The sequence below is a fragment of the Sulfitobacter sp. TBRI5 genome, from assembly GCF_051013555.1.
Classification (GTDB): Bacteria; Pseudomonadota; Alphaproteobacteria; order Rhodobacterales; family Rhodobacteraceae; genus JL08.
Map to the genome: position 1 here is coordinate 836084 of NZ_CP112884.1, position 20856 is coordinate 856939.

Genomic DNA, 20856 nt, shown 5'->3' on the forward strand with positions numbered 1-20856 from the left:
AGTAACTACCGCTCTTGAATCTCTGTTTTATCAAGCGATGACAGTGGTTTAAGGTGCCATCTCACAACGTTAGTGTACAAAAGTACACCTTAGAGTCTACCAATTGACACTTTCTGCCAATCCTTTACAACTAAAGCGTGCTGAATGGGCTTGTTGTTCGCCATACCCTCCAGTGTTGTTTGTGTTTGTAACCAGTATCCTTGTTTATAGGGCCTTTGAGTATGACTTTTCTTGCTACGTGCGTTGCTTTTTGCCACATGTCACTGTCCCAGGCTGCGGCCGAAGCGACGCACGAAGCAATTGATTTGTCAGTACCATGGCGTGGACTTGGTGTACCGAATTTGGCAATAATACGGCGCCGCAATGGTAATAATGCAGCGCGTTCTGCTGCGTTTTAGAGAAGTGAGTGAGATGGTTATGAGTATCAGTATGAGACGGTTGTGGACGACGACGTCCTTTGTTTTGGTGACATCCCTTGGCCTTTCTGCACCGGAGGGAGCGAAAGCGCAGGCGCTTTCAGGCAACCTGAATCAATGTAGCATCAGTAGCACTCGCAGTGCCGTAGAGAATATGTCCCTCGAAGCTCTATGCAGCTGCGAGACGATTACCTCCGGCTTTATTGAATACATTCAGCGCCATCCGAACTACGCCGACATTCTTGTCGGCGCAGGCGAGGCATGCCCGGGCCTCGCACTGCTGCTGTCAGATGACCCCACAGGCGCGATTGATAACACAGAATCGGATTCTGATCCCTCTGGTGGGACTTTCCCTGGCGACGGCGAGGGGGACGGCGATGGGGACGGCGACGGCGATGGGGACGGCGACGGCGACGGCGATGGGGACGGCGATGGGGACGGCGATGGCGATGGTCCGGGTAACGGGAACGGCAATACCGGCAATCCCGGCAACGGTGGTGGCAACACTGGCGGTTCGGGTCCTGGAACCGGCAACGGCGGAGGCAACAACGGCGGTGATGGTCCCGGCAACGGCAACTCGTCCAACACGAATGGCAACTCCGGCGACAGCAACGGCAATGGAGCGTCCAACAGTCCGGGCAACCAGGGCGATGGATCAGCTGCAACTTCATTTAACTCAGCGTTTGCCGCCGCGCAAAAGGCAGGTAAGAAAACCTTCACGTGGAACGGCAAGCCGTACACGACGAAGCTGGCGTCCGAACCTCAACAGCGACGCGGCAATGGCAATTCCAGTACCAATAGTGGCCGGTCAGGAGAAAGTCTGGGGCAAGGCAGCAGTACCAGCGCAGGCAACCAAGGGCGCGACTCCTCTGATCGCAGTGGCGGTGGCAAAAGCGGTAAGGGCGGCGGTGGCGGCGGCAACAGCGTCGGTGATGGTCCGGGCAACGGGAACGGCAATGCCGGCAATCCCGGCAACGGGGGTGGCAACACTGGCGGCTCGGGTCCTGGAACCGGCAACGGCGGAGGCAACAACGGCGCCGGCGGAGGCAACAGCGGCGCCGGCGGAGGCAACAGCGGCGCCGGCGGAGGCAACAGCGGCGCCGGCGGAGGCAACAGCGGCGCCGGCGGAGGCAATAAAGGCGGCCGTAACAATTGACCTTCGGCACCCCTCAATGAAAAAAAGCCGCGGTCCATGCCGCGGCTTTTTTTATGTTCCGGTGACCAGTGTCAGGTCTTGGTCAGGACCCCGACCCAGGCATTGGGTTTTGCCGGATTTTGCATCCGCAGGAAAGTATAGCGTGTGTTTTTCCAGGGCTTTACCTTGTCGTTGAGGTTATCGAGTACGTAGTCGCCGGCGGTGGTACGCACGACCAGAACCGCGTGGCTGCGCCCCTTACGGTCAAGTACGGTGGTCAGCAGGAGGTTCTGAGGGGCAATGCCCGCCCCTATAAGATCCTTCTTTTTGAGCAGGGCGAAGTCTTCACAATCACCACGCCTGGACTTAGGCAAAGTCCAGTAATCCGGCTTGCGGTACTGTGACTGGTCAGTGACTTCGCGGATCTGACGGTTCACACGCCGGTTGATCTGATCGACCTGACGCAGATCATTTTGTGTTACCTTACTGTTTGTCCCCGAATGCGAGCAGGCCCAGCGATATTTTCCACAGAGGTTATGCGCGCCGCTAGGGGCGGCAATCGCCATCTTTGCAGGCAGGAAACGGCTTTCATCGGCGGACCGGGCACCTGTTGCGGGCAGAATTGCGAGGGTGAGGCCCAGGCTGAGCGCGAAAAGACCTGTGGCAACCCGGGGCAGTCTGAGCAACGGGCGAAAAGCGAAACGTATGCGTGTCATATCAGGAGCCTCATTCAATTTAATAATGAGCCAGCGCTGTTTGCTTTCCCGGCAGAGAAAGAAAGCGCGACTGAAAACTTTATCCGGGGTGTTAATGGCAAAGTTTAGACCTGAATAAGGCAAACTACCCCTGATTGCTGCTAAAAAGTGACGCGATGCGTGATGAAATAGTGGCAGTAAGTCGCGCCAGTGTTAGGCTAACACAATTGGCGAAGAACAGATATGTGGGTTTATTAACTGCCTCGGGGAGGTGCTGCCAGACTAATTCGAACTAGTCTCAGCTTGGACAGTGACACTGCCCCTTATGCAGCGCCGAGACAGCGCCACTCGGCGAGAGCAGCGGCGCGTTTGAGCTTGAAATTGGGTCGAGTTGAGAGGCTGCGTTCCTGATTAAAGTGATTATAGACGGAAGCGTGAACTGCGGCGAATTTCTGCAAACTTCGCATGCGCCTGAAACGCAACATCGCCCTCTCCCTTCGTCGAAACGGCAAGTGCGAATTTTCAGCCCTGTTGTTCGCCCACCGGCCGGTTTCCTGACGATCTACTGCAACGATTTCCTTCAGCGCCGCGCCGTACGATCGCAGCTGATCCGTGACGATATCCCTTTGTCTTTCAACGCTTCTCTGAACCAGACGGCATCATATCCGCGGTCCCCCAGCAGCCATTCCACCTTTGGTAAACTGCTCATCAGTGCCCGCGCGCCGGTGGTGTCAGACAAATGCAAACCAGTCTCTGGAAGGACAGTAAGGCTGATCCTTATGCCGCACCGAGACCGCGCCACTCAGCCAGAGCGGCGGCACGGTTGAGTTTGAAATTCGTTCGAGTTGAGAGGCTGCGTTCCTGATTAAAATGGTTGTAGACGGAAGCGTGGACGGAGGCGAATTTCTGCAAACTTCGCATACGCCTGAACCGCAGCATCGCCCGCTCTCGTCGTCGGAACGGCAGGTGTGAGTTTTCTGCTCTGTTGTTCAACCAGCGACCAGTTTCCTGTCTGTCTGCAGCGCCGATCTCCTTCAGAGCCGCGCCATACGATGCCAGCCCGTCCGTCACGATCATGTCGGGACTGCCGTGCTTACGCATTGCTTTCTTTAGAAATTTCAACGCAGCCTTCTTATCACGTGCCTTTGTGACGAATCTTTCCAGGATTTCGCCTTCATGATCGACGGCCCGCCAGAGATAGTGCTGTTCGCCGCTGATCTTCACGAACATCTCATCCAGGTGCCAGCGCCAGCGACTGGATTTCATGCCTTCGATCCGGCGTTTACGGATCTCGGAAGCAAAAATCGGCCCGAACCGATGCCACCAAAATCGAACGGCTTCATGGCTGACATCAATGCCCCGTTCATGGAGCAAATCTTCCACATTGCGAAGGGACAGAGGAAACCGGACATACAGCATCACCGCCAGGCGGATGATCTCACGACTTGTTTTGAAATAGCGAAATGGGTCAGATTTTGTCATCTTCAGACGTCACGAAACCGTCCTGCCCGGCTCAAGTCAGTTTCTTCTGACAGAGCCTTGGTGATGTCCAAACAAATGTGAAAGTTGCGCTGGAGATACAAAGCTCCGGGCGGAAAGAGACCGACAAGGTCGTTTAATCTGACAATGCCGAAGGAGGTATTTATATGTGACCTGCCCCCCGGAACTTCCCTCAATTTGATGTAGAGTTTGCTCAACCTTTCGAAGGAGTAAACAGATGCGAAAGACCGAGCTGATCTATCCCGACAAGATCATCGCGATCCAAGGCAAGGATATCCCTGACATGGCGATTGACACGCCCATCGGATAACCGGCCTCAGGTCGCAATGCGCTCCAGTGGAAGTTTGGGCTTCCAAGCAAGACTCTTCCAGTGAGAACGATAATCATGCCGAGAGCCATGGATGCTGAAAAAGTGAATGCGAAAAGGAGCAGGGAATATCCGGGTACAAAAAGTGTGAGCACTGCAATCGCTTTGACATCGCCACCTCCCCAAAGCCGGAAAGCAAACCCAGCTACACCCAGAGCGAATACTGCGCAGCCTGTGATTGCACGATAGGCTGCTTCGTGACCCGACAGAAACAGTGGTGCTGAAAGTATGAAGCCCGCAAGCATTGTCAGAACAAGCCGATTGGAAATCTTCAGATCCTTTAAGTCACACAAAGCCATCGTTACCAAAAGAGGAGTGATCAAAACCAACGGAGCAAATTGCATCATTTCAAGCGACATATGCCCGATCCGAAGAAGTTGGTTGGCTCGATATAGCCGGGCTCAGAAGGTAATGGATCAGTTCAGGTTGAGTGCTGACACCCGTTTTGGCGTATATATTCCGCAGGTGGGTGCGCAGAGTCGAGATGCTGATTGATAGCTCGAACAGCAAGGCCTTGTTATTTAGGCCCCGAGCCAGCAAGGAACAAACCCGAAATTCTGCTCGGCTCAGTTGGCACGGGTTTTCCAGTGATAAGACATCCTTCAATCGCCTTTGGGCGACCTTGCTGCGCATTTTAGACAGCTTTGCTTCTAAAACCTGCCCCAACGCACGTTTATTCCAACAATCGGAAAGGACGACGCCGAAAAGTGACAGGTGATCATCAAAACCGTAAGGAAGTTGGTGACCGAAATGCAGTTCCAGAAAGTCAGCGTTTTCGTTTTTTCGATCAAGCAAAATTACGACTGATTGGGTCAATCTGTTGCTTTGAAAAATGTCGGTGAGAGCTTCGTTATCTTCAAAGTCATCCAGGCAGCCAAACCAGACGGATCCCAACTTGGCGCTCGGCAAATTGTTGCCACAGATCACCTTGGCGAAGGAGACGTCGACATTGCGCGTGATGTTGGACAGCTGGCAAGGAGCACCGAAGCTGAGAACCTTCGCCCTACCAGATTCGCATCGCATATCAACACGACTGATTGAAGCAAAGTCGGCACCTATAAGCTGGGCCGTATGGCGCAATGCGTCCAAAAGCGGATGGCTGCCTAGAAAGGCCTGGCATAAGACTTCGGTAACTTGAATCAGGTCTGACGACGGCGCGCGGGCACCTGACGCGCAATTGCGCGCCGAAAATAAATTACTCATACTCTTTAACACTGACCGAAATTCGATCAAAGCCCTCTTACAAAAAGGCCCCCACCAATTATTTGTCTCGATTCTTTTTTGGTCTGAAACCACCTAAACTAAATTGAAAGTTAACTCCAAATTCGATTATTTAAAAGTTTTACAGAGAATAAGGCTATATTGATGCCGATTCTGGAAACGCATCCGTATACAACGCAATAATGTAGCGAAATCGGGATCAATAATTATGCTCCGAATCCCCTGAAGTAACGAATCACAGAAGGTGCGGCGGTGATAATCATCAGTGTTGGAAGCATAAGTGATGCCAAAACGGCTGACATTTTCACTGGTAACTGGTTTGCCAGTTCCTGCGCTCTAGTCTCGCGTCTCTCCCGCATTTCGGTCGCATAAACTGTCAAAGCGTCTGACATGCTTGTCCCATACCGCATGGACTGCTGGACTACCGTCGCAAACGAGCTGATCTCTTCAACTCCAGAACGTCGCGCCATTTCGGATAGTGCCGTCGCACGGGAGCGCCCAGCCTGAATTTCGTGCTGCGTGTTGAGAAATTCGAAAGCCAGATCCGGAGATGCAACGGTCAATTCGTTGCCGACCCGGGTCATTGCCGCGTCGAACCCAAGACCTGCTTGAATTGAAATTTGCAAAAGATCGAGCGCATTCGGAAAGGCTTCCCGAATCCTGCGCTGGCGTTCCTTCAAGCAGCGGTTCAGCCAAACTGCGGGCAGAAAATACCCAATCGCCGTTAATATACCGACCAGTTGAATCGCGTTGGACTGGCTAATGGATGCAAAAAAACTGGCAATCGATAAGGGAACAGGAATTCCCGGCACTCTTGAGGCGACGATAAGCGCGGCCACCATAAGAGGTAAAAACAAGCCCAACCATACGCGCGTCAACGTATAGATGCGCAAAGCACTTGAGCCTGTGAACCCGGCTTGGATGAGTTTGTCCTCAATCTTGCGCCGTTCCGATTGCCTACTTGGCAGCGCGGCCTTGAACAGGCCTTTGGGTGTGGCGACTGTATCTCGCAAAAGTCCACGGTTATTGCGTGCCTCAAATCTTTGGTTGCGCAGATTGGCAATGCGCGCCGCTGCAGGGTGACGCTGGCTTAGCGCCGAACTGATTGCCGCAAAAAGCAGCAGAATACCGAGACCAAAAAGCGCCAGCAGAAGTGTTTCGGCCTGAAGGCCAAACCGGTGTGAAAAACTTTCTAAAATATTGTTCATGATGCTTACCTCAGACGCGGAAATTGACAAGTTTGTTAAGAATTATGACGTTGGAGACCATCAGAACCACAACCAGCGCTGCAAGTTTGACGAAGGCTGGATCGTCACTGATATCGGTATAGTATCCTGGCGCATTGAAAGACATGACGGCCATAATCACCAGCGGAATAATTGACAGCAGAAGCCCTGACAATCGCCCTTCCGAAGAAATCGCTCGGATCCTAGAACGAAGCGCGATCCGCCGTCTGACCACACTTGCCAGAACTGAGACGATCCGCTCAAGGTCGCCACCGGTGCCATGTTGGATGGCAAGACTCGCCGCCAGGTATTGTGCGTCTTCCGAACCGACCCGTTCAGCGAAGTCTTGAACTGCGTCCGGCAGCTCTTCGCCGAAGTTGACCTGGTCAAAAATAATACCGAACTCTGACCCGATGGGATCTTGCATCTCGTCGGCAACAGCCTTGATAGAAGTGTTGACGGGGTGACCAATTCTAAGCCCGCGGGCCATAAGTTCCAACGCGTCCGGCAACTGGTTGGTGAGATCTTTCCGGCGCTTTTCCTGACGGGATTTTAAGATTAAGACAGGAGCAAGCGCGCCCAAAAGAAATGCGATTGGAGCGGCTTGCCAAATGGGCAGGAACAGCAACCCAACAACGGCGAGCGTCGCGGTACCCCCTGCAGATAGCAGTAGAAAATTCTGCACTGACACTTGCAATCCCGCTTGCATAAGCATCTCGGGCAGTTGTCCGTACAGCGGCACCCGAGCCAGAAACCCTTTCGGTGTTTCGGGACGCAGAAGCATGAGCCGGTCTTCGCCCTTCACACCATCGCGGATCATGCGCAGGCGGCGATTGCGGGCTTCCGCCTGGTTTTCCCCGCGACGCATGAGATGGCCCAGCCCACTGACCAGCATGAATATACCGACGAAAACGCAGGCCAAGGTCAGATAGTTTAGCAGTTCGATGGAATATATGCTGTTCATATCTTAGTCTCCTGTAACCCGAAATATGTCTGGATCAAGATCAACACCAGCGGCTGTCAACAAATCAAAGCATTTTGGGCGAATACCAGTAGAAACAAACTCGCCCAACACTTCGCCTTTCTCGGTGCGTCCCCGCTTTTGGAACACAAAGATATCCTGCATTGTAACAACAGCACCCTCCATTCCTGTAATCTCCGAAATGCTGGTGACCCGGCGAGACCCGTCCGCAAGCCGTGACAAATGCACAATGAACTGCAAACCTGAGGCGATCTGTGATCGAACGGCGGCTGCCGGGAACTCGATACCTGTCATCGTGACCATTTGTTCCAAACGACCCAATGAATCCCGCGCCGAGTTGGCATGCACGGTGGTCATGGAACCGTCATGCCCCGTGTTCATCGCCTGCAGCATGTCAAACGTTTCGGCGCCGCGAACCTCACCGACGATAATTCTATCAGGGCGCATACGCAGTGCGTTGCGAACAAGATCGCGTTGGATGACCTGTCCGTCGCCTGATGGTGTGGCGGGGCGTGTCTCAAGGCGGACCACATGTTCTTGCTGAAGCTGTAGTTCAGCAGCATCCTCGATCGTAACAATACGTTCGCTGTGATCGATAAACGAGGACATTGCGTTCAGCATAGTTGTTTTACCCGAGCCTGTGCCACCCGCGATCAGAATGTTCAGGCGGGAATAGACAATTGCTTCTAGAAAACGCGCTGCTTTTTCGTTCAGCGCTCCGGCCGCGACCAGCTTGTCCATTGTGAGCTTGGATTCAGAAAACTTCCGAATTGAAACGCTTGGTCCGTCAATGGAACAAGGGCGGATAATGGCGTTTACGCGGCTACCGTCTTCCAAGCGAGCGTCTACCCATGGTTGGCGTTCATCGACACGGCGTCCAATCTTGCTGACGATCTTGTCAATAACCCGCAAAAGATGCTTTTCATCCCGGAAACGAACGGGCACGCGCTCCAAAAGACCTTGGCGTTCGACATAGACTGTCCGGTATCCATTCACCAGAATATCGTTGACCGTCGGATCGGCTAGAAGTGGCTCCAATGGACCGTAGCCCAAGATTTCGTCGAGAAGCTCATCCACGATCTTGTTAAAATCGTCGCTGTTGAGCGGGCGGCCCGTTTGGCCAAGGGTACTGCTGACAACGCCGGCGACTTCCCGGCGCAGCGCATCTTGCTCCACCTTTTCGATGACGGACAAGTTGAGCCGGTCAAGCAACGCTTCGTGAAGAGTGCTCTTCAGCTCCAACCATTCTGTCAATTGGCTGTCTGCTTGCACGGGTTCAGGCTGAATTTCCTTTTCTACCTGTTTTGCTGGTTGGCTGTGCAGTTGAATAACTTCCGCTTCGTTTGAGCGTGTGGCCCGTGAGAATTTTTCGAACATTTTAGTGGCTCCAATTAGGCGATTTTGCCAACGCGAACGTTTGCATTGAGTAGTGATTCATCCATGATTTTGCGACCCATGGTACGGATGGCTTTTGACAAGGCACAGCTACTCGAAGTTTGCGAAAGCAACTGGCCGCGATCCCGCGCATGCTTTGCATTGCGAACGTCGAATGGCAGCCAATACTTCAAGTCGCGACCGAGTGCTTTTTTCGCCTCGACATGATGTCCTGACCGAAACGTTGGTTTCGCTTCATGGCCGACAACCATCTCCACAGGGGGTTCCAAGCGCTCCTTGGCAAAGAAATCAATCAGCCGACAGGCTTGGCGAACAGAAGAAACCGTGCTGTCACTGACCATCAGCATCCGGTCTGTGGCCTTCACCACAGCGCCTAGCCACTCAACCAATGCGCGCGGCAGATCGATTACAACATAGTCGTATTCCTGACGCAGGTTTTCGATTAGTGCATGAACTTGTTCGCGTGTCAGAGCATCCAACGGCATAAATTCTTCCGGGGCAGTCAGCACATCCAGACCAGAGACATGCTGTACCATGGATTGCTGCAGAAACGTGTGGTCCGGCGTCACACCGCCCTGCGCCATTCGCAAAAGCCCGTTGGATGGCGTAAGGTCGAGTGCCGTTGCGACGGTGCCGAACTGAAGGTCCAGATCGACAATGGCAACCTTGTTCTTTTTCTTTTTCTTGAAAATGCCTGTGTGGCCCTGCAATTGGTCGGCAAGATTGACCGCCAAAGTGGAGGCACCGATCCCTCCGCGGGCAGGGCATACACTGATAACTTGGCCCAAATGTTCCGTCTGCGGATTGTAGATCGCGGGCAGCAGGGACATGTCGGCTGTAAGGCGCTCGATTTGTTCGGTCAATTCTTCCTGCCCGATTGGAAAGGGCAGAATTTCGTCCACACCAGACTTTTTCAAAGCGCGCGCCGCGGATAGCGAAATGTCTTTATTGCTGAGCGCAAGCAGAGTGCATTTTGATCCAACCTGCCGACGCAACGAACCGACAATATCTGCGTCTTTTTGTTCCGATAACTGGAACACAACGAGATCGTGTTCGCTTAGGAACCGGCTGGCGGATCCGTTGACGGAGGACAATGTCCCGCTCAATGTCTCGATGGAAAGGTCGTTCAGTCGGTCGACTGCCTTCAAGACAGAGGCATTGATTGTATCATCACCAGAGATAAGGCCCAATGATTTATTTGTCATTTCGAAGATCCCTTCTTTTGAAAATTTAGCCATTGGTTCCGCTGGCGAGGTCTTCGCCAGGCAAGGTGGCTGTGAAGTCGATTAAAATTTTGAAGTCTGCTGTCGCGGTTGTGAGGGCATTCGTTTCCGGTGTGTCCGTGCCGATCACCAGGGCAGCGAGTCCCCCCAGCGGCGAGATGAAACGGAACGGAAGGTCTTCTATGGTGACCGTGACCATTGGAACATAGGGTCCACCCAAAAAATTCATTTGAGGGTCAAATTCATAAGCGAAAGAAATGTTCCCCTCGTCGAAGTCGGCGGTCGGATCATTTGGCACCGCAAACTGCAGCATGTTCCAAATTTCGGTCACTGTGTTTTGCGCTTCGGCTCCAACCGGGGCTGCGCCGGTGCAAATCGTAGCGGCTGGTTCTGTGCACACGCCTGCTGCAAAACTACAATTGGTGCCAAATCTAGGACCCGTAATGTCAGTATACGTACCCCGGGCGTTGGTTGTAGGAACCGCACTGCAAGCAGGAGGCATCACGGCCGCCATGCGCGCGGCGACCTGTGCCGTTTTCTCTGCCGCGACGTACTGGAAAGCTAGGCGGCCGAAATCTATCAGGCCTAGGAAGATCAGGAGGAACAATGGCAGTACAAATGCCATCTCGGTGATCGTTGAGCCTTCCTCATCGCGCTTGAAACGCAATGCCGTCCGGGAAATTTTTTGCAATCTGTAAATCATGGCCCAAATATCCGACTTCTATCTGTCACTGTGGTCTGGATCTGTGCGACTTCTGAGCCTCCAACCAATTGAAACAGTGGTGAAAATGGCAGCCCCGTAATAGTCAGGGAGGCGGTCACAACGGCCACCGGCGTGGGAGACACTCTGTATTCTCCGGCAACGCCCACGCACTCCAAAGACAAGGTGTCGAGCGCGATGGTGATGTCGTTCGTTGAAAGCGAACTCAAGGAGGTTGCCACCGCGCCCTGGTAGTTACTTATTGAGGCACTGGGTGTCGGCGCACACAGATCAGATGGGGCAATCCGGCCAACATAGCGCGCGGTGTCGCGTACGCCTGTGATTGCATTCTGGAATGACCAGTAAAGACGTCCACCCTCAACGATCAGTGCGAAGGTCGCGAACAAGATCGGGAGAAGTATTGCGAATTCGACCAATGCTGCCCCGGATTGATTTTGCCGGAAGCGACGGAACGTGTTTTGGATATGAACAGTAATTTTTGGCATGAACTTACTCATAGAGCTGCACCAGGTCGTGTACGACGCCACCCGAACCCATGCCGCCGGGAGCGCTGCCGACACTACGGATTACTTCGCCGTAGATGATTGCGTCAGCGCCATTGCCATCTGATTCCGAAGGACGCACAAGGAATATCTCGATAAACTGAGCCACCGGAATAACGCCAGATCCGCCGTTAAGCTCCGATTCATGCGCTGCACAATCAATGCCAGCCACTGTGATGACCCGGCGCCGTGGATCGGCGCGGGAAGGCGAAGGCGGCTGACAGGCAGGCAGGCTGCTTTCTGCTTTGCCAGCGGCCGTCAGAATGCTTTGCAAAGCGTTTTGGTTGGTGATCTCTGCGTTATAGATTTCATAGCGTGTTCCATTGATCGGGAACCAAGCGGGGATGCCCGTCGGGATTGTTTGGCTGAAATCAGCGCCGTAATTGATCGTCAGGTAGTCTTCGAGCCCGGCGCCGAAAGATCCGTCGCCGATGCGCGTGGTTGGGCAACCGCCTGAACCAAAACAATCATCAAGCGGCAGCCCGACCGTCGCAGTAGTGTCGATCACGCCGTCCACCTCATAGGGTGGCGCCTGTACGCTCGTGCAATTATTTCCGTTGGCCGAGGTGATCCAGCCATCGAGTACATGCGGAGAAGACGCAAAGTTGTCCACGTCATACTTGTTTTCGGAGCCGAATTGTTTGGCACTTGACTCGAACCGGTCAAACCGCGTGTTAAATCCCGCGATCATGTTACCAACGCTCAAACCCGGCTTGGTTTCGACGCCGCGCTGGCTGAAGCACATGGAAACAGCGCGCGACGCGGCCAGCGCGCAGCTATCTTCCTGTCCTGCTGGTGCAGAGGCGCAAGCTCCCGCGGTATCGATTGCCAAAGCGTCGCTATTGGTTGCCAGAAAGCCAAAATTTCCTGGTCCCCATTGTTCATTCCCGCCGCCCTGGCTGACCATCTTGATCATTTGCCCTTCGGACACATCGAGGTTTGGTTGTGGCAGGCAAATGAAAATTGGAGTGATGTCGCATGCGATCAGCGTAAACCCTGCAACGGCTTCGGCGCTCACGCTGGCAAAGGGACGGGCGTTGCCCAAGAGCGAAGCAGTGGCTGATGCCAGCGGCGTATCAATTTCGTGCGTATCCACAATGACACGAACGAAACCAGCCAGAGGTCCACTAGCGGGATCCGATGTGTCAAGAAGTTGCGCAGCCTGCCCAGGCTCGATGGAGTCGTTGGGCGGATATTCATAGAAAAGAAGTTGGTAGTCTGTCTCGCCAGACAAAAGCTGATCTTTGTTGCGCACGCCAAAGGTTTGCGTGTCGCGGATCATGCTCGCTGCAGCGTTCGTGGCGCGCGTGATTGAATCTGCGTGCCCGTCAAGTTCGCCGGCGGCTGCCAAGGCGACATTGTCGGCGAAACTTTGAAGCTCGGCTTGAGTGGTTGTAACGCGACCTAGGTCAAAAGCGATAGCAGCCATGCCGATCATCACCGACAGAGCGACCGCTACGAACACCAGGATAGCGCCATCCTCGGACCGGTGGAATTTTGATATTTTCTGAGAAATACTCATGGTCGAAAATCCCAATGGTCAGATCAGTTGAGCATGACGTCGGTTACGTCAGTGCCACGACGGATTCGGATTACGCTTGCGGGCACGGCTTCTTCGCTGTCATCTGACACCGAGTTCTCCTCAATGAGCAGATCGTTTAATCGCGTCATGGTCAGCGTCCGGTCTTCGGTGTCATCCACGGACCGCAAAGTGAGGCTCAGGCTGCCTGCACGTTGTGCCAAGGCGAGCCGCTGGACTTGATCGGGCGTAACCGCCACAGTCACCGTGCGTGCGATGACCGGCTGATCCGTTTGTTCGTCGGATTCCTGATCAACACCGATCACTCGGATGTTCTGTAGTATAGTCACTGCACGCATGTTCTCTTTTGCGCCAGTGGTCATCACGATATCGACCCGGTCGCCCGGCGTAACGAACCCACCGACTGCAGACTCTGCATCAACTTCGACCGCCATTGCGCGATAGTCGGCGCCGATTGTTTGAACAATTGTTACTTTTTCCCCAAACCCAGAAACCTTGCTATTCAAGATGAGTTCACCTTGATAGATCGCACGACGTGCGCGACGTGATGGCTGGTTTTTGGCGGCTATCAAGTCGTCATAGTCCGTAAACACACCGACAGGAACGGCCCCGCGAGGCCACTCGATCGTGGTCAATGCTCCGGGTTCAATTTCCTCACCAAATGAGATGTCGCGTGTAGAGACAACGACACTCACTGTATCGCTTTCGGCCCCAACCTCTGTAGCGGCATTATCGAGTTGAAGCTGAATGTAATCGCGCGCGACATAGACCGATCCTCCGGCGACGGCCAGTCCAGTAAGCGCGGTAAGAATGGCTGAAAGTCTCATGTGGTTTTCCTCTGACTGAACCGAAACTCTTCCTGAGCGGAAATAAATTCGGCGATTGCATTGGGTTGTTGGGTCAACCAAGCATTGCTGGTTCCCAGGCATGCGGCGACTTAAGCCGCCGCATGCTTATTCTTCTGAGTAGCAGTTACATCAGGCCTTCTGCGGCAGTGAACTGACCGTTGACGTCACCGCCCAGAGCCGTCAGGGTTGCAACAGCGATCGCCGTAACGATCGTAAGGGCAACGCCATATTCTACGATGGTCGCGCCGCGCTCGTCATTCGCCAAGCTCTTCATGATTACATACAGTTTCAACATTCGATTCTCCTAGTTACTCAATTGTATTTACGATGGAGCCGTTACACTTCACGGCGACTTGAACTCCGCCTTGTGACGGAACGTTCGACAACTTTACGCCCCTTTGTGAGGACTGTGCATCGACCAAACCGTGGAGAATTACACGCTTAAGATGTAAGATTTGACGCTTGGGCTTTTTTTTTGCCTCATTTCCGCCAGATTTTCTTTTGATGCGCAATTCGACGATTGCGATTCGTTGGTCAGGTGCAGATCTGGTCAATAGGCACTGTGGCTTTGTCAGAACAAATGCGCTTGAGACGGGCAGTGTGCTTCTTCGCATGTACGTCAGCGGCACTTGGGCCGCAAAAAGCTGTCGCTTTGGCAATTTCTATTGCCGCCTTCGGTGCATACCTGATTGGCGAAGCCTTTTTCCCGGATGATGGTCCGATGGCAACTCAATATGATCGATGCCCAAAGGTTTTCCTTTCCGCCATAGCGCTCGCAGCCACTGTCTTGTTCTGGCTATAAATCAATGAAACTGGAGCTTAAGGTCTCGTGGACGCGACGCTTTCGCCGCCATGTAGAGTCCGCCATGCCGAGATACCGATCTGTCCCGCGCGCTTGCGCTCAACCGCCATACTCCTCAACCAGAATTGGCCGCATCAAATAGAACTCGAAAACCCTTTCTCAGCGTTTGAGCCGCTCAGTATCGAGACATGGCTGGTGGCCCATCGCGAGCTTAAGACAAACCTACGCATTCGCGTGGTTTTTGATCTTCTGGCTGAGGGCATTGGATAGAAACATCCAAGCTCCGTCACCGGATTGACGCTGAAATGCCAAAGTATCCGCTATTCCAGCCAAGCTTTAGAATAGGCCTTCGCATGGAAGGTCTCAGCTCATTCGAAACATCAATTGCGGACATTGGAGCAAGCACAGCGAATTGCCGTTCTGTTCCGCAGTCTGAGAACTCGAACACTGATGCTTGCTGCACACGACATGAATGGCCGGTTTTCCTGTTGCGCCGTAGCAACGAATTTTACATTGACGCCGAATTTTCCGTGCTGCGAGCGCACGCAGCGTAAAATGAACAGGTCGGTATGGGCTCTGACCAGTCATTCGCCGCAAACTGCACCAATGGCTGCAGAGCGGGACCAAACGGCCGTTGGTCGATAGGACCAAAACCGGTGTAATTGGTTTAGAGGAGCCAAGAGGCGTCAACGGGTTCACAAGCAGGCTAGCGTTTTGTGGAGCGTCCGAGTATCAGCCCTGCCGCCAAAGCTGAAGCGACCATTGCTATTTCTGGTTCCTGCTTGTCTGCAACTTTTTCGGAGCCTTTCGGGCCGCTTTGTGAAAGCAGCCCCAAAGATTGTAGCGCTGCAAGCGCCTTATGATGTGGATCGGGTTCTTTGCGCCGTAGAAGCGTCCGACCAACATACACGAGCGCGAGAGCGGCGAGAAGTGCAAGAGCGGCGAGCATGATTGCGGCTAACCACGGTTCCATCCGAACGGAAAGCCACAGGAACATTCCCAAGAACAGTAAAACAATTGCAAGACCGAACAGCCCAAATGCCACAACTTCTAGAAGCGCTCCTCTGGTTCTACGCCGCACATCGCCAAGTTGCGAATGTAAAAAGGTTTTAAGCAAGTCTTCCAGCATTCTGAACCTCAGCGACGTGATATCATGCCAACCAGAAACCCAACCCCAAGGGCAATCAGAGCGGACTGGACAGGTTGTTCGCGAATGTAGTCTTCAACCGATGTCTTCGCCGCGCTCGCTTTGAGCCGGCCCTCGTCAATCGCAGACCTGGATTTTTCAAGAAGTTCCGCAGCTTCTGCCAAAGCGGCATCCCGCTTTTCGCCAGCTTTCTCTTCGCCGATCTCACGCAGAAGCTTTGACAGTGTTGTAATGTCCTCACGAATGATTTTGAACTGCCGGTCGACATCCTCGCGACCTTTGCTTTGTGACATATCTTCCACTGTACGTTCCTCCAATTTCAAGGGCCTACTAATGTTGGCCGTTCAAGTTTCGGTTTGCCTTTTGTTTTGGCCAAGTGCGTCAACGCCATCTTCTTCCAGCCACCATAAGATCAACTCTAGACATAAAGCCAGTATGACCGGCCCAAGAAAGATGCCCACGATCCCCCAGACCATCAGACCGCCGAGCGCGCCTAAAAAGACAAGGGTCGCCGGAAGATTAGCGCCTCGCGCGACTACAAGCGCTTTCACTGCGTTATCAGAAAGCCCGACGGCGAAAAGCCCCCATAGTGCAAGAAAAATTGCCATTCCGGACTGACCGTCCAGCCAAAGCCACAATGCCAACGGGCCCCAGATCAGTACGGGCCCGACCTGAAGCAGACCCAGCATGAAAGTCGCGAAGGCAAGTAGCGGCCAATGCGGAACACCAACCAGCCAATACGCAAAGGCCGCAATAGCTGTCTGAACAGCTGCAGAGCCGAGAATGCCAAGAACTGTGTAGCGTATCGTGAGAACTGAACGTTCTGCCAGCTTTAAACCCCGCGCACCACCCAACTCTTGGAACGCTTTGGAGGAAAGCCGATGGAGAGGGTCAGCATTTTGCAAGATCACAGCTGCAAGTATCAGTCCGAGCAAAAACTCCAGTACAAAATGACCAATAAGCCGCCCCTCCAGCAATAATGTGGAAAACCACAGACGCAGATCGCCACCAGCAAAGCGTCTGATGGCCTCGAAGTCGTCCCGCAGACCATTCCATAAATTGAGCCATGTCGGCGGCATATTTGCAGGGATATCCAACCCGATTTTCTCAAGGTTTCCCCCTTCCAGCACCAAGACCGCGAGCTCTGGCAGGATGGCGATTATAGAGCGCAGAAGAAACAACATCGGAATTAGAACAATGACAATCAATCCAATCGCGGTAATCGCAGTCGCCAACCCACGGGCACCGCCAAGCCGGCCCGTGAGGCGCATATGCAGTGGATACAGGGCGACCGAAACAAAAACTGACCACATCAGCGCTGGCGCAAAAGGACTAAGCGCGAGCGCGCCCAACAAAAAGACAATAGCTATCGCGCAGAGAGGCAATGCTCTTTCGAGAAGGTCGCGTGCTTCGGCCTTCATAGATTATTCTCCAAACGCTTTTGATACTAGAATCTGTAAATAGGACAACACACCTCAACAGTACAGAACCGCGTCCAATACCCAATATTGGCGGCCTCGTTCAGCACCTTAATCCTGCTAGCAGGCTGATTATTCTTGAGTTCAAAAATGGTCAGCAAGTGAATGCAAATAGGTCGGCTTCGGGCTTGGGCCGGTCATTCGCCGCAGACTGCACCAATGGCTGCAGAGCGGGACAAAGTGACATCTCGCTGCGCTTGCGCGTGTAGCTGCTTTGGTCCGCTTTCAGGACCTTCACTTTGGGTTGTACACGAATTGCACACCTCTAATTGTTAGGGCATTGATCCAGCGGGACAACCTGTCCACTCCTCAATAAGGTCCTTGAGAAGCAGTTTTTGCGTTTGCGAGTTCAGGAGGGAACGCGACTGGATGCGAACCTTCTCTGCCTTTCAAGCTATTGTTTTTAGGTAATTTTGAAGGGCGATCTCTTAGTCAGCGGGTGTTTTGGACGCACTCGTCTGGCACCGCACGATGCCTTCTTGCGAGGGAAGTACCCGACCCATCTCGATCTGAGGTCTCGTAAACGTGGTGTTTTCGCCGCCATGTAGAGTCCGCCATGCTCGGATGAGGATCCGAGCCCGAGCGCTGGCGTTCAACCGCCATAGCTTTCGACCAACAATGGCTGCATCGAATAGCTGACGGAAACCGGGGCCTGTCCGTCGACATACCCAACGTCCTGAACCGAACTCTGGGCGACCATGGTCCCGGTGATCCATACGGGAGTGAAGAGTCCGTTGACCTCGATCCCCTCGGGATACACGACATGGACGACCTGGTTGGCGGGGGGCGGCGGGGTGTGGATGCAGGCGCCGACCGTCGGCACCAGCAGGAATTCGACAACCTTCCGGTCCTTGAACTCCAAGGGCAGAACATAGCCCGGCATCCGGATGCTGCTGCCGATAAGTGCCTCGTTCACCCCGGTGGCCGCCGCTTCGCGTTTTTCCATGATCGCGAGGCGCGCGGCGAACAATCCGTCGACATCCAGGCCGTCCTCCTCCAGTTGTTCGCGTAACGCTTGCGCCTCGGTGGTGAACGAGGCCTCATAGCTCTGCTCGGCCAGGGCCTCGAATCGCAGAATCTGGCGAAGGGTGTCCATCTGATCGTCGGTGAGGTTCTCGAACGGGTTCTCGATCACTGCGGCTGAAGGGGCGAGCATATGCCAGGAGATGTCCTGAGGGTCAGCCGCCATTGCGAGCCCCGGAGGAACGGCAAGCGAGAGTATCAAGGCGAGACGAGCGAACACGGTCATGGAGAAGTCCCTTTGATTTGTCATAGCCGAACCGATAGCCCGTCGGCCAGCGTCATGCGATAGACCCGAATTGCCGGGATAAGCGAGGCAATGAGCCCGGCGCAGAAGATAGCCAAAAGGGTGGCCAGTTCGCGCGTCCCGAAGACATTCAGTCCCAATCGCAGGCCGAAGCGGGCGGATAGGATCGGGTCGGTCACGAACGTGGCCACCGTGAGCAGAACAAGGCCAAGGATCAGCCCGGCCGCGGTGAGGACGGCCGCTTCTGTGACGATCAGTGCAAAGATTCGAGTCGGCGTGGCGCCGACAGACCGCAGGATCGCGAATTCGCGGCGGCGGGTGTCGAGGGTCGCGGAGAGCATGACCACCATCCCGATCATCCCGGCCAAGGCGACGGCCCACGCCATCAGCCGCATCGCGCGCTCGGCCGTCCCGGTGATCCCCCAGAGCTCGGCCAGCGCGACCGCCGGGAGGACGGCACTCAGCGCATCGGAGGGGCGTTCGTTGACCGCCCGCTGCAGGCCGAGGACATTCGCCCGATCGATCAGTCCGACGTAGACGGCATTGATCCGGTCCGGTTCGTGACCGTGTCCGACCTCCGTGCCTTCGTGGTCGCCATGCGCGTCATGATTCTCGTGCTCGTCGCCGTCTTCATGGTCGTCGTGCCCATCGTGATCCTGTGGGTTGCCGTGCGCGTAATCCTCACCATGACCATCGGCGGACATCGCGGCCGGGTCGAGGGGGTCGGCCAGTGGCGCATCTTCTTGCGCATGCAGGGTGTCGAAGCCCTCGAGCGTGACGAAGACCATCCGATCGACCGCGGTGCCGGTCGGTGCGAGCACGCCCGATATGGTGAAGGGCGCGTCGTCGTGGAGGTCGAAGGAGACCTCGCCGGAACCATGGGCGTTAACGATCACCGCACCCGGGGCATAGCCAAACCGCGCCGCGACCTCGGCACCGACCACTGCGGCGTCTTCCGGCCCGTCACTGGAAAAGTACCCGCCCGCGGCCAGGGAAAGCGGCTGTCCGCCAGAGTGTCGGAAACGCTCGAAATACGCCTCATCCGTGCCGATCACCGGATAGCCGCGGTGATTATCCCCCATCTGAATCGGCACCGCCCAGGCGACCTCGGGCCGATCTTCCAACCATTCGAAGATGTCCCATGTCATGCCAGTCCCGGTGCCGCCCACGCCGAAAACGGTGGCCATCAGGATCTGAACCGAATTGCCGCGCGGCGCCACGATCAGGTCGATCCCCGACGCGGAGTTGGCGAAACTGTCACGCGCGCCATCCCTTAGCCGCTCGACACCGAGGATCAGTGCGACGCTAAGGCTGATGGCCAGTACCGTCAGGCCAGCGACGAAGCGACGGTTCCACAGGCTGCGCAGGCTGAAACTTAGCATCAATCGGCGCTCCGGTTCAGGTCGAGGAAGTCGAGGCTGTGATCGAAATGACCCTCAAGGCTGCGGTCATGACTGACGAAGAGCAGCGCGGTTCCCGCTTGGGCGCATTCCCTTGCCAGCAGCTCGACGAAGGCCACCTTGGCCGCCTCATCGAGCGCGGAGGTCGGCTCGTCCGCCAGGATCAGGTCCGGCGTGCCGATCAGCGCGCGCGCGGCGGCGACCCGTTGCTGTTGCCCGACGCTGAGCTCGTTGGCGGGCTTCGATGCCAGAGCAGGATCGGACAAACCCAATTCGTCCAAAAGACGCTGCGCCGTTCCCGCAGGATCCTCGCCCGTACGCGTACGGCGACGCTGCGAGAATGTGCATGGCAGAAGGACGTTCTCAAGCGCGCTCAGCCACGGAACGAGATTGAACACCTGAAAGATCATGCCGATGTGATCCACCCGAAACCGGTCCCGCGCGCCACCGCGTACGGCGCCGACATCCTGATCCGCAACGTGTATGGCCCCCTTCGGCACATCGACGACCCCCGCGATCGCCGACAGCAAGGTCGATTTTCCGCAGCCGCTCGGGCCATACAGGAACAGGCTCTCGCCGGACGCCAGAGACAGCGCACCAATCCCCAGTGTGCCGCGCTCCGCGCCCGGCCACCGGTAGACAAGCCGTTCAATCCGCAATGGGTGCATACGTCGGTCTCCCAACCTCCCGGCCATGAAATCGCCCGCCGCAGATTCACGACGGGCGGCAGTCTTCATTGCAGCGTGTTCTTGTAGATCACGCCGTCTTTCATGATGAGCGCGAGGTTGGTCACCTGCACCCGCGCGACGCTTGCAAAGCTAGCCGGAACCAACCCGGACCCAGCCGCAGCCGCTGCAATCTCAAGAAATCTACGACGCTTCATGTATCTCTTCCTCAGCATGTTCAAGAAGTCGTTGCAGGCGCTTTTTGTAAAACGCCTGCTGCAAGAGG

21 protein-coding genes and 3 pseudogenes are annotated in these 20856 nt (G+C 54.9%); 2 read left to right on the plus strand and 22 right to left on the minus strand.

Annotation, left to right across the window (positions count from 1 at the left end; all coding sequences use genetic code 11):
- Positions 1 to 372 precede the first annotated feature (372 nt).
- Positions 373 to 1572, plus strand: a complete 1200-nt coding sequence (locus tag OLX72_RS04370) for a hypothetical protein (RefSeq protein ID WP_433989904.1) — start codon at positions 373 to 375, stop codon at positions 1570 to 1572.
- 71 nt (positions 1573 to 1643) lie between these two features.
- Here the strand turns inward: OLX72_RS04370 and OLX72_RS04375 are convergent, their stop codons facing one another.
- The 15 genes and pseudogenes from OLX72_RS04375 to OLX72_RS04445 all read right to left on the minus strand — a co-directional run bounded on the left by OLX72_RS04375 (position 1644) and on the right by OLX72_RS04445 (position 14106).
- Positions 1644 to 2390 (minus strand): transglutaminase-like cysteine peptidase, encoded by a 747-nt coding sequence (locus tag OLX72_RS04375; RefSeq protein ID WP_433989905.1) that lies wholly within the window; start codon positions 2388 to 2390, stop codon positions 1644 to 1646.
- Between the two features lie 179 nt (positions 2391 to 2569).
- Positions 2570 to 2866, minus strand: a pseudogene (locus OLX72_RS04380) (DDE-type integrase/transposase/recombinase); the annotation flags it as partial.
- Positions 2854 to 2985, minus strand: a pseudogene (locus OLX72_RS04385) (IS5/IS1182 family transposase); the annotation flags it as partial. The pseudogenes OLX72_RS04385 and OLX72_RS04380, both read right to left, overlap by 13 nt.
- Before the next feature lie 38 nt (positions 2986 to 3023).
- A complete protein-coding gene (locus OLX72_RS04390; protein WP_433989906.1) occupies positions 3024 to 3728 on the minus strand; it encodes an IS6 family transposase in 705 nt (234 codons plus the stop codon).
- A 255-nt stretch (positions 3729 to 3983) separates the two neighbouring features.
- Positions 3984 to 4472, minus strand: a complete 489-nt coding sequence (locus OLX72_RS04395) for an A24 family peptidase (RefSeq protein ID WP_114868751.1) — start codon at positions 4470 to 4472, stop codon at positions 3984 to 3986.
- Positions 4462 to 5316 carry a helix-turn-helix transcriptional regulator gene (locus tag OLX72_RS04400; RefSeq protein ID WP_433989907.1) on the minus strand — a complete coding sequence of 285 codons (855 nt, stop codon included), beginning with the start codon at positions 5314 to 5316 and terminating at the stop codon, positions 4462 to 4464. Before OLX72_RS04400 ends, OLX72_RS04395 begins: the two co-directional genes overlap by 11 nt.
- A 224-nt stretch (positions 5317 to 5540) precedes the next feature.
- Positions 5541 to 6542 carry a type II secretion system F family protein gene (locus tag OLX72_RS04405; RefSeq protein WP_114868749.1) on the minus strand — a complete coding sequence of 334 codons (1002 nt, stop codon included), beginning with the start codon at positions 6540 to 6542 and terminating at the stop codon, positions 5541 to 5543.
- Between the two features lie 10 nt (positions 6543 to 6552).
- Positions 6553 to 7524 carry a type II secretion system F family protein gene (locus OLX72_RS04410; RefSeq protein ID WP_433989908.1) on the minus strand — a complete coding sequence of 324 codons (972 nt, stop codon included), beginning with the start codon at positions 7522 to 7524 and terminating at the stop codon, positions 6553 to 6555.
- A 3-nt stretch (positions 7525 to 7527) separates the two neighbouring features.
- Entirely contained in the window at positions 7528 to 8919 is a 1392-nt protein-coding gene (locus OLX72_RS04415; protein ID WP_433989909.1) for a CpaF family protein, read from the minus strand.
- A gap of 14 nt (positions 8920 to 8933) precedes the next feature.
- Positions 8934 to 10175 (minus strand): AAA family ATPase, encoded by a 1242-nt coding sequence (locus OLX72_RS04420; protein ID WP_433989910.1) that lies wholly within the window; start codon positions 10173 to 10175, stop codon positions 8934 to 8936.
- Entirely contained in the window at positions 10168 to 10863 is a 696-nt protein-coding gene (locus OLX72_RS04425) for a TadE/TadG family type IV pilus assembly protein (RefSeq protein WP_114868745.1), read from the minus strand. Before OLX72_RS04425 ends, OLX72_RS04420 begins: the two co-directional genes overlap by 8 nt.
- Positions 10860 to 11378, minus strand: a complete 519-nt coding sequence (locus tag OLX72_RS04430; protein ID WP_433989911.1) for a TadE/TadG family type IV pilus assembly protein — start codon at positions 11376 to 11378, stop codon at positions 10860 to 10862. The genes OLX72_RS04425 and OLX72_RS04430 overlap by 4 nt, the downstream gene beginning before the upstream one ends.
- A complete protein-coding gene (locus tag OLX72_RS04435) occupies positions 11371 to 12945 on the minus strand; it encodes a Tad domain-containing protein (RefSeq protein ID WP_114868743.1) in 1575 nt (524 codons plus the stop codon). The genes OLX72_RS04430 and OLX72_RS04435 overlap by 8 nt, the downstream gene beginning before the upstream one ends.
- 23 nt (positions 12946 to 12968) lie before the next feature.
- The gene (gene cpaB / locus OLX72_RS04440) at positions 12969 to 13790 is read right to left on the minus strand and encodes a Flp pilus assembly protein CpaB (RefSeq protein WP_114868742.1); all 822 of its coding nucleotides are present in this window, start codon (positions 13788 to 13790) and stop codon (positions 12969 to 12971) included.
- Positions 13791 to 13935: 145 nt separating this feature from the next.
- Positions 13936 to 14106, minus strand: coding sequence for a Flp family type IVb pilin (locus OLX72_RS04445; RefSeq protein ID WP_114868741.1), 171 nt, complete (start codon positions 14104 to 14106; stop codon positions 13936 to 13938).
- Between the two features lie 426 nt (positions 14107 to 14532).
- Here OLX72_RS04445 and OLX72_RS04450 point away from each other — a divergent pair.
- Positions 14533 to 14613: pseudogene (locus OLX72_RS04450) on the plus strand (IS5/IS1182 family transposase); the annotation flags it as partial.
- A 706-nt stretch (positions 14614 to 15319) separates the two neighbouring features.
- On the opposite strand, the gene OLX72_RS04455 reads toward OLX72_RS04450, so the two are convergent.
- From OLX72_RS04455 to OLX72_RS04485, 7 genes are all read right to left on the minus strand, one after another.
- Positions 15320 to 15742 carry a phage holin family protein gene (locus OLX72_RS04455; RefSeq protein ID WP_114868740.1) on the minus strand — a complete coding sequence of 141 codons (423 nt, stop codon included), beginning with the start codon at positions 15740 to 15742 and terminating at the stop codon, positions 15320 to 15322.
- An 8-nt stretch (positions 15743 to 15750) separates the two neighbouring features.
- Positions 15751 to 16062, minus strand: a complete 312-nt coding sequence (locus OLX72_RS04460) for a DUF883 family protein (RefSeq protein ID WP_205389028.1) — start codon at positions 16060 to 16062, stop codon at positions 15751 to 15753.
- Positions 16063 to 16104: 42 nt separating this feature from the next.
- On the minus strand, positions 16105 to 17181 hold the full coding sequence (locus OLX72_RS04465) for an AI-2E family transporter (RefSeq protein ID WP_114868738.1): 1077 nt from the start codon (positions 17179 to 17181) through the stop codon (positions 16105 to 16107).
- Between the two features lie 649 nt (positions 17182 to 17830).
- Positions 17831 to 18487, minus strand: coding sequence for a DUF3299 domain-containing protein (locus tag OLX72_RS04470; protein ID WP_217621156.1), 657 nt, complete (start codon positions 18485 to 18487; stop codon positions 17831 to 17833).
- A gap of 20 nt (positions 18488 to 18507) precedes the next feature.
- Positions 18508 to 19887, minus strand: coding sequence for an ABC transporter permease (locus OLX72_RS04475; protein ID WP_433989912.1), 1380 nt, complete (start codon positions 19885 to 19887; stop codon positions 18508 to 18510).
- Entirely contained in the window at positions 19887 to 20642 is a 756-nt protein-coding gene (locus OLX72_RS04480) for an ATP-binding cassette domain-containing protein (RefSeq protein ID WP_433989913.1), read from the minus strand. The genes OLX72_RS04475 and OLX72_RS04480 overlap by 1 nt, the downstream gene beginning before the upstream one ends.
- Entirely contained in the window at positions 20639 to 20788 is a 150-nt protein-coding gene (locus OLX72_RS04485) for a hypothetical protein (protein WP_433989914.1), read from the minus strand. Before OLX72_RS04485 ends, OLX72_RS04480 begins: the two co-directional genes overlap by 4 nt.
- Between the last annotated feature and the right edge of the window lie 68 nt (positions 20789 to 20856).

Excerpts from the sequence above, each read along its gene's own strand:
- OLX72_RS04480 (WP_433989913.1), bottom strand. The coding sequence starts at position 20,642 with ATGAAGACTGCCGCCCGTCGTGAATCTGCGGCGGGCGATTTCATGGCC.
- OLX72_RS04435 (WP_114868743.1), bottom strand. The coding sequence starts at position 12,945 with ATGAGTATTTCTCAGAAAATATCAAAATTCCACCGGTCCGAGGATGGC.
- OLX72_RS04425 (WP_114868745.1), bottom strand. The coding sequence starts at position 10,863 with ATGATTTACAGATTGCAAAAAATTTCCCGGACGGCATTGCGTTTCAAG.
- OLX72_RS04370 (WP_433989904.1), top strand. The coding sequence starts at position 373 with ATGCAGCGCGTTCTGCTGCGTTTTAGAGAAGTGAGTGAGATGGTTATG.
- OLX72_RS04405 (WP_114868749.1), bottom strand. The coding sequence starts at position 6,542 with ATGAACAATATTTTAGAAAGTTTTTCACACCGGTTTGGCCTTCAGGCC.
- OLX72_RS04400 (WP_433989907.1), bottom strand. The coding sequence starts at position 5,316 with ATGAGTAATTTATTTTCGGCGCGCAATTGCGCGTCAGGTGCCCGCGCG.
- OLX72_RS04390 (WP_433989906.1), bottom strand. The coding sequence starts at position 3,728 with ATGACAAAATCTGACCCATTTCGCTATTTCAAAACAAGTCGTGAGATC.
- OLX72_RS04465 (WP_114868738.1), bottom strand. The coding sequence starts at position 17,181 with ATGAAGGCCGAAGCACGCGACCTTCTCGAAAGAGCATTGCCTCTCTGC.
- OLX72_RS04485 (WP_433989914.1), bottom strand. The coding sequence starts at position 20,788 with ATGAAGCGTCGTAGATTTCTTGAGATTGCAGCGGCTGCGGCTGGGTCC.
- OLX72_RS04470 (WP_217621156.1), bottom strand. The coding sequence starts at position 18,487 with ATGACCGTGTTCGCTCGTCTCGCCTTGATACTCTCGCTTGCCGTTCCT.
- OLX72_RS04475 (WP_433989912.1), bottom strand. The coding sequence starts at position 19,887 with ATGCTAAGTTTCAGCCTGCGCAGCCTGTGGAACCGTCGCTTCGTCGCT.
- OLX72_RS04430 (WP_433989911.1), bottom strand. The coding sequence starts at position 11,378 with ATGAGTAAGTTCATGCCAAAAATTACTGTTCATATCCAAAACACGTTC.
- cpaB (WP_114868742.1), bottom strand. The coding sequence starts at position 13,790 with ATGAGACTTTCAGCCATTCTTACCGCGCTTACTGGACTGGCCGTCGCC.
- OLX72_RS04395 (WP_114868751.1), bottom strand. The coding sequence starts at position 4,472 with ATGTCGCTTGAAATGATGCAATTTGCTCCGTTGGTTTTGATCACTCCT.
- OLX72_RS04445 (WP_114868741.1), bottom strand. The coding sequence starts at position 14,106 with ATGTTGAAACTGTATGTAATCATGAAGAGCTTGGCGAATGACGAGCGC.
- OLX72_RS04415 (WP_433989909.1), bottom strand. The coding sequence starts at position 8,919 with ATGTTCGAAAAATTCTCACGGGCCACACGCTCAAACGAAGCGGAAGTT.
- OLX72_RS04410 (WP_433989908.1), bottom strand. The coding sequence starts at position 7,524 with ATGAACAGCATATATTCCATCGAACTGCTAAACTATCTGACCTTGGCC.
- OLX72_RS04420 (WP_433989910.1), bottom strand. The coding sequence starts at position 10,175 with ATGGCTAAATTTTCAAAAGAAGGGATCTTCGAAATGACAAATAAATCA.
- OLX72_RS04455 (WP_114868740.1), bottom strand. The coding sequence starts at position 15,742 with ATGCTGGAAGACTTGCTTAAAACCTTTTTACATTCGCAACTTGGCGAT.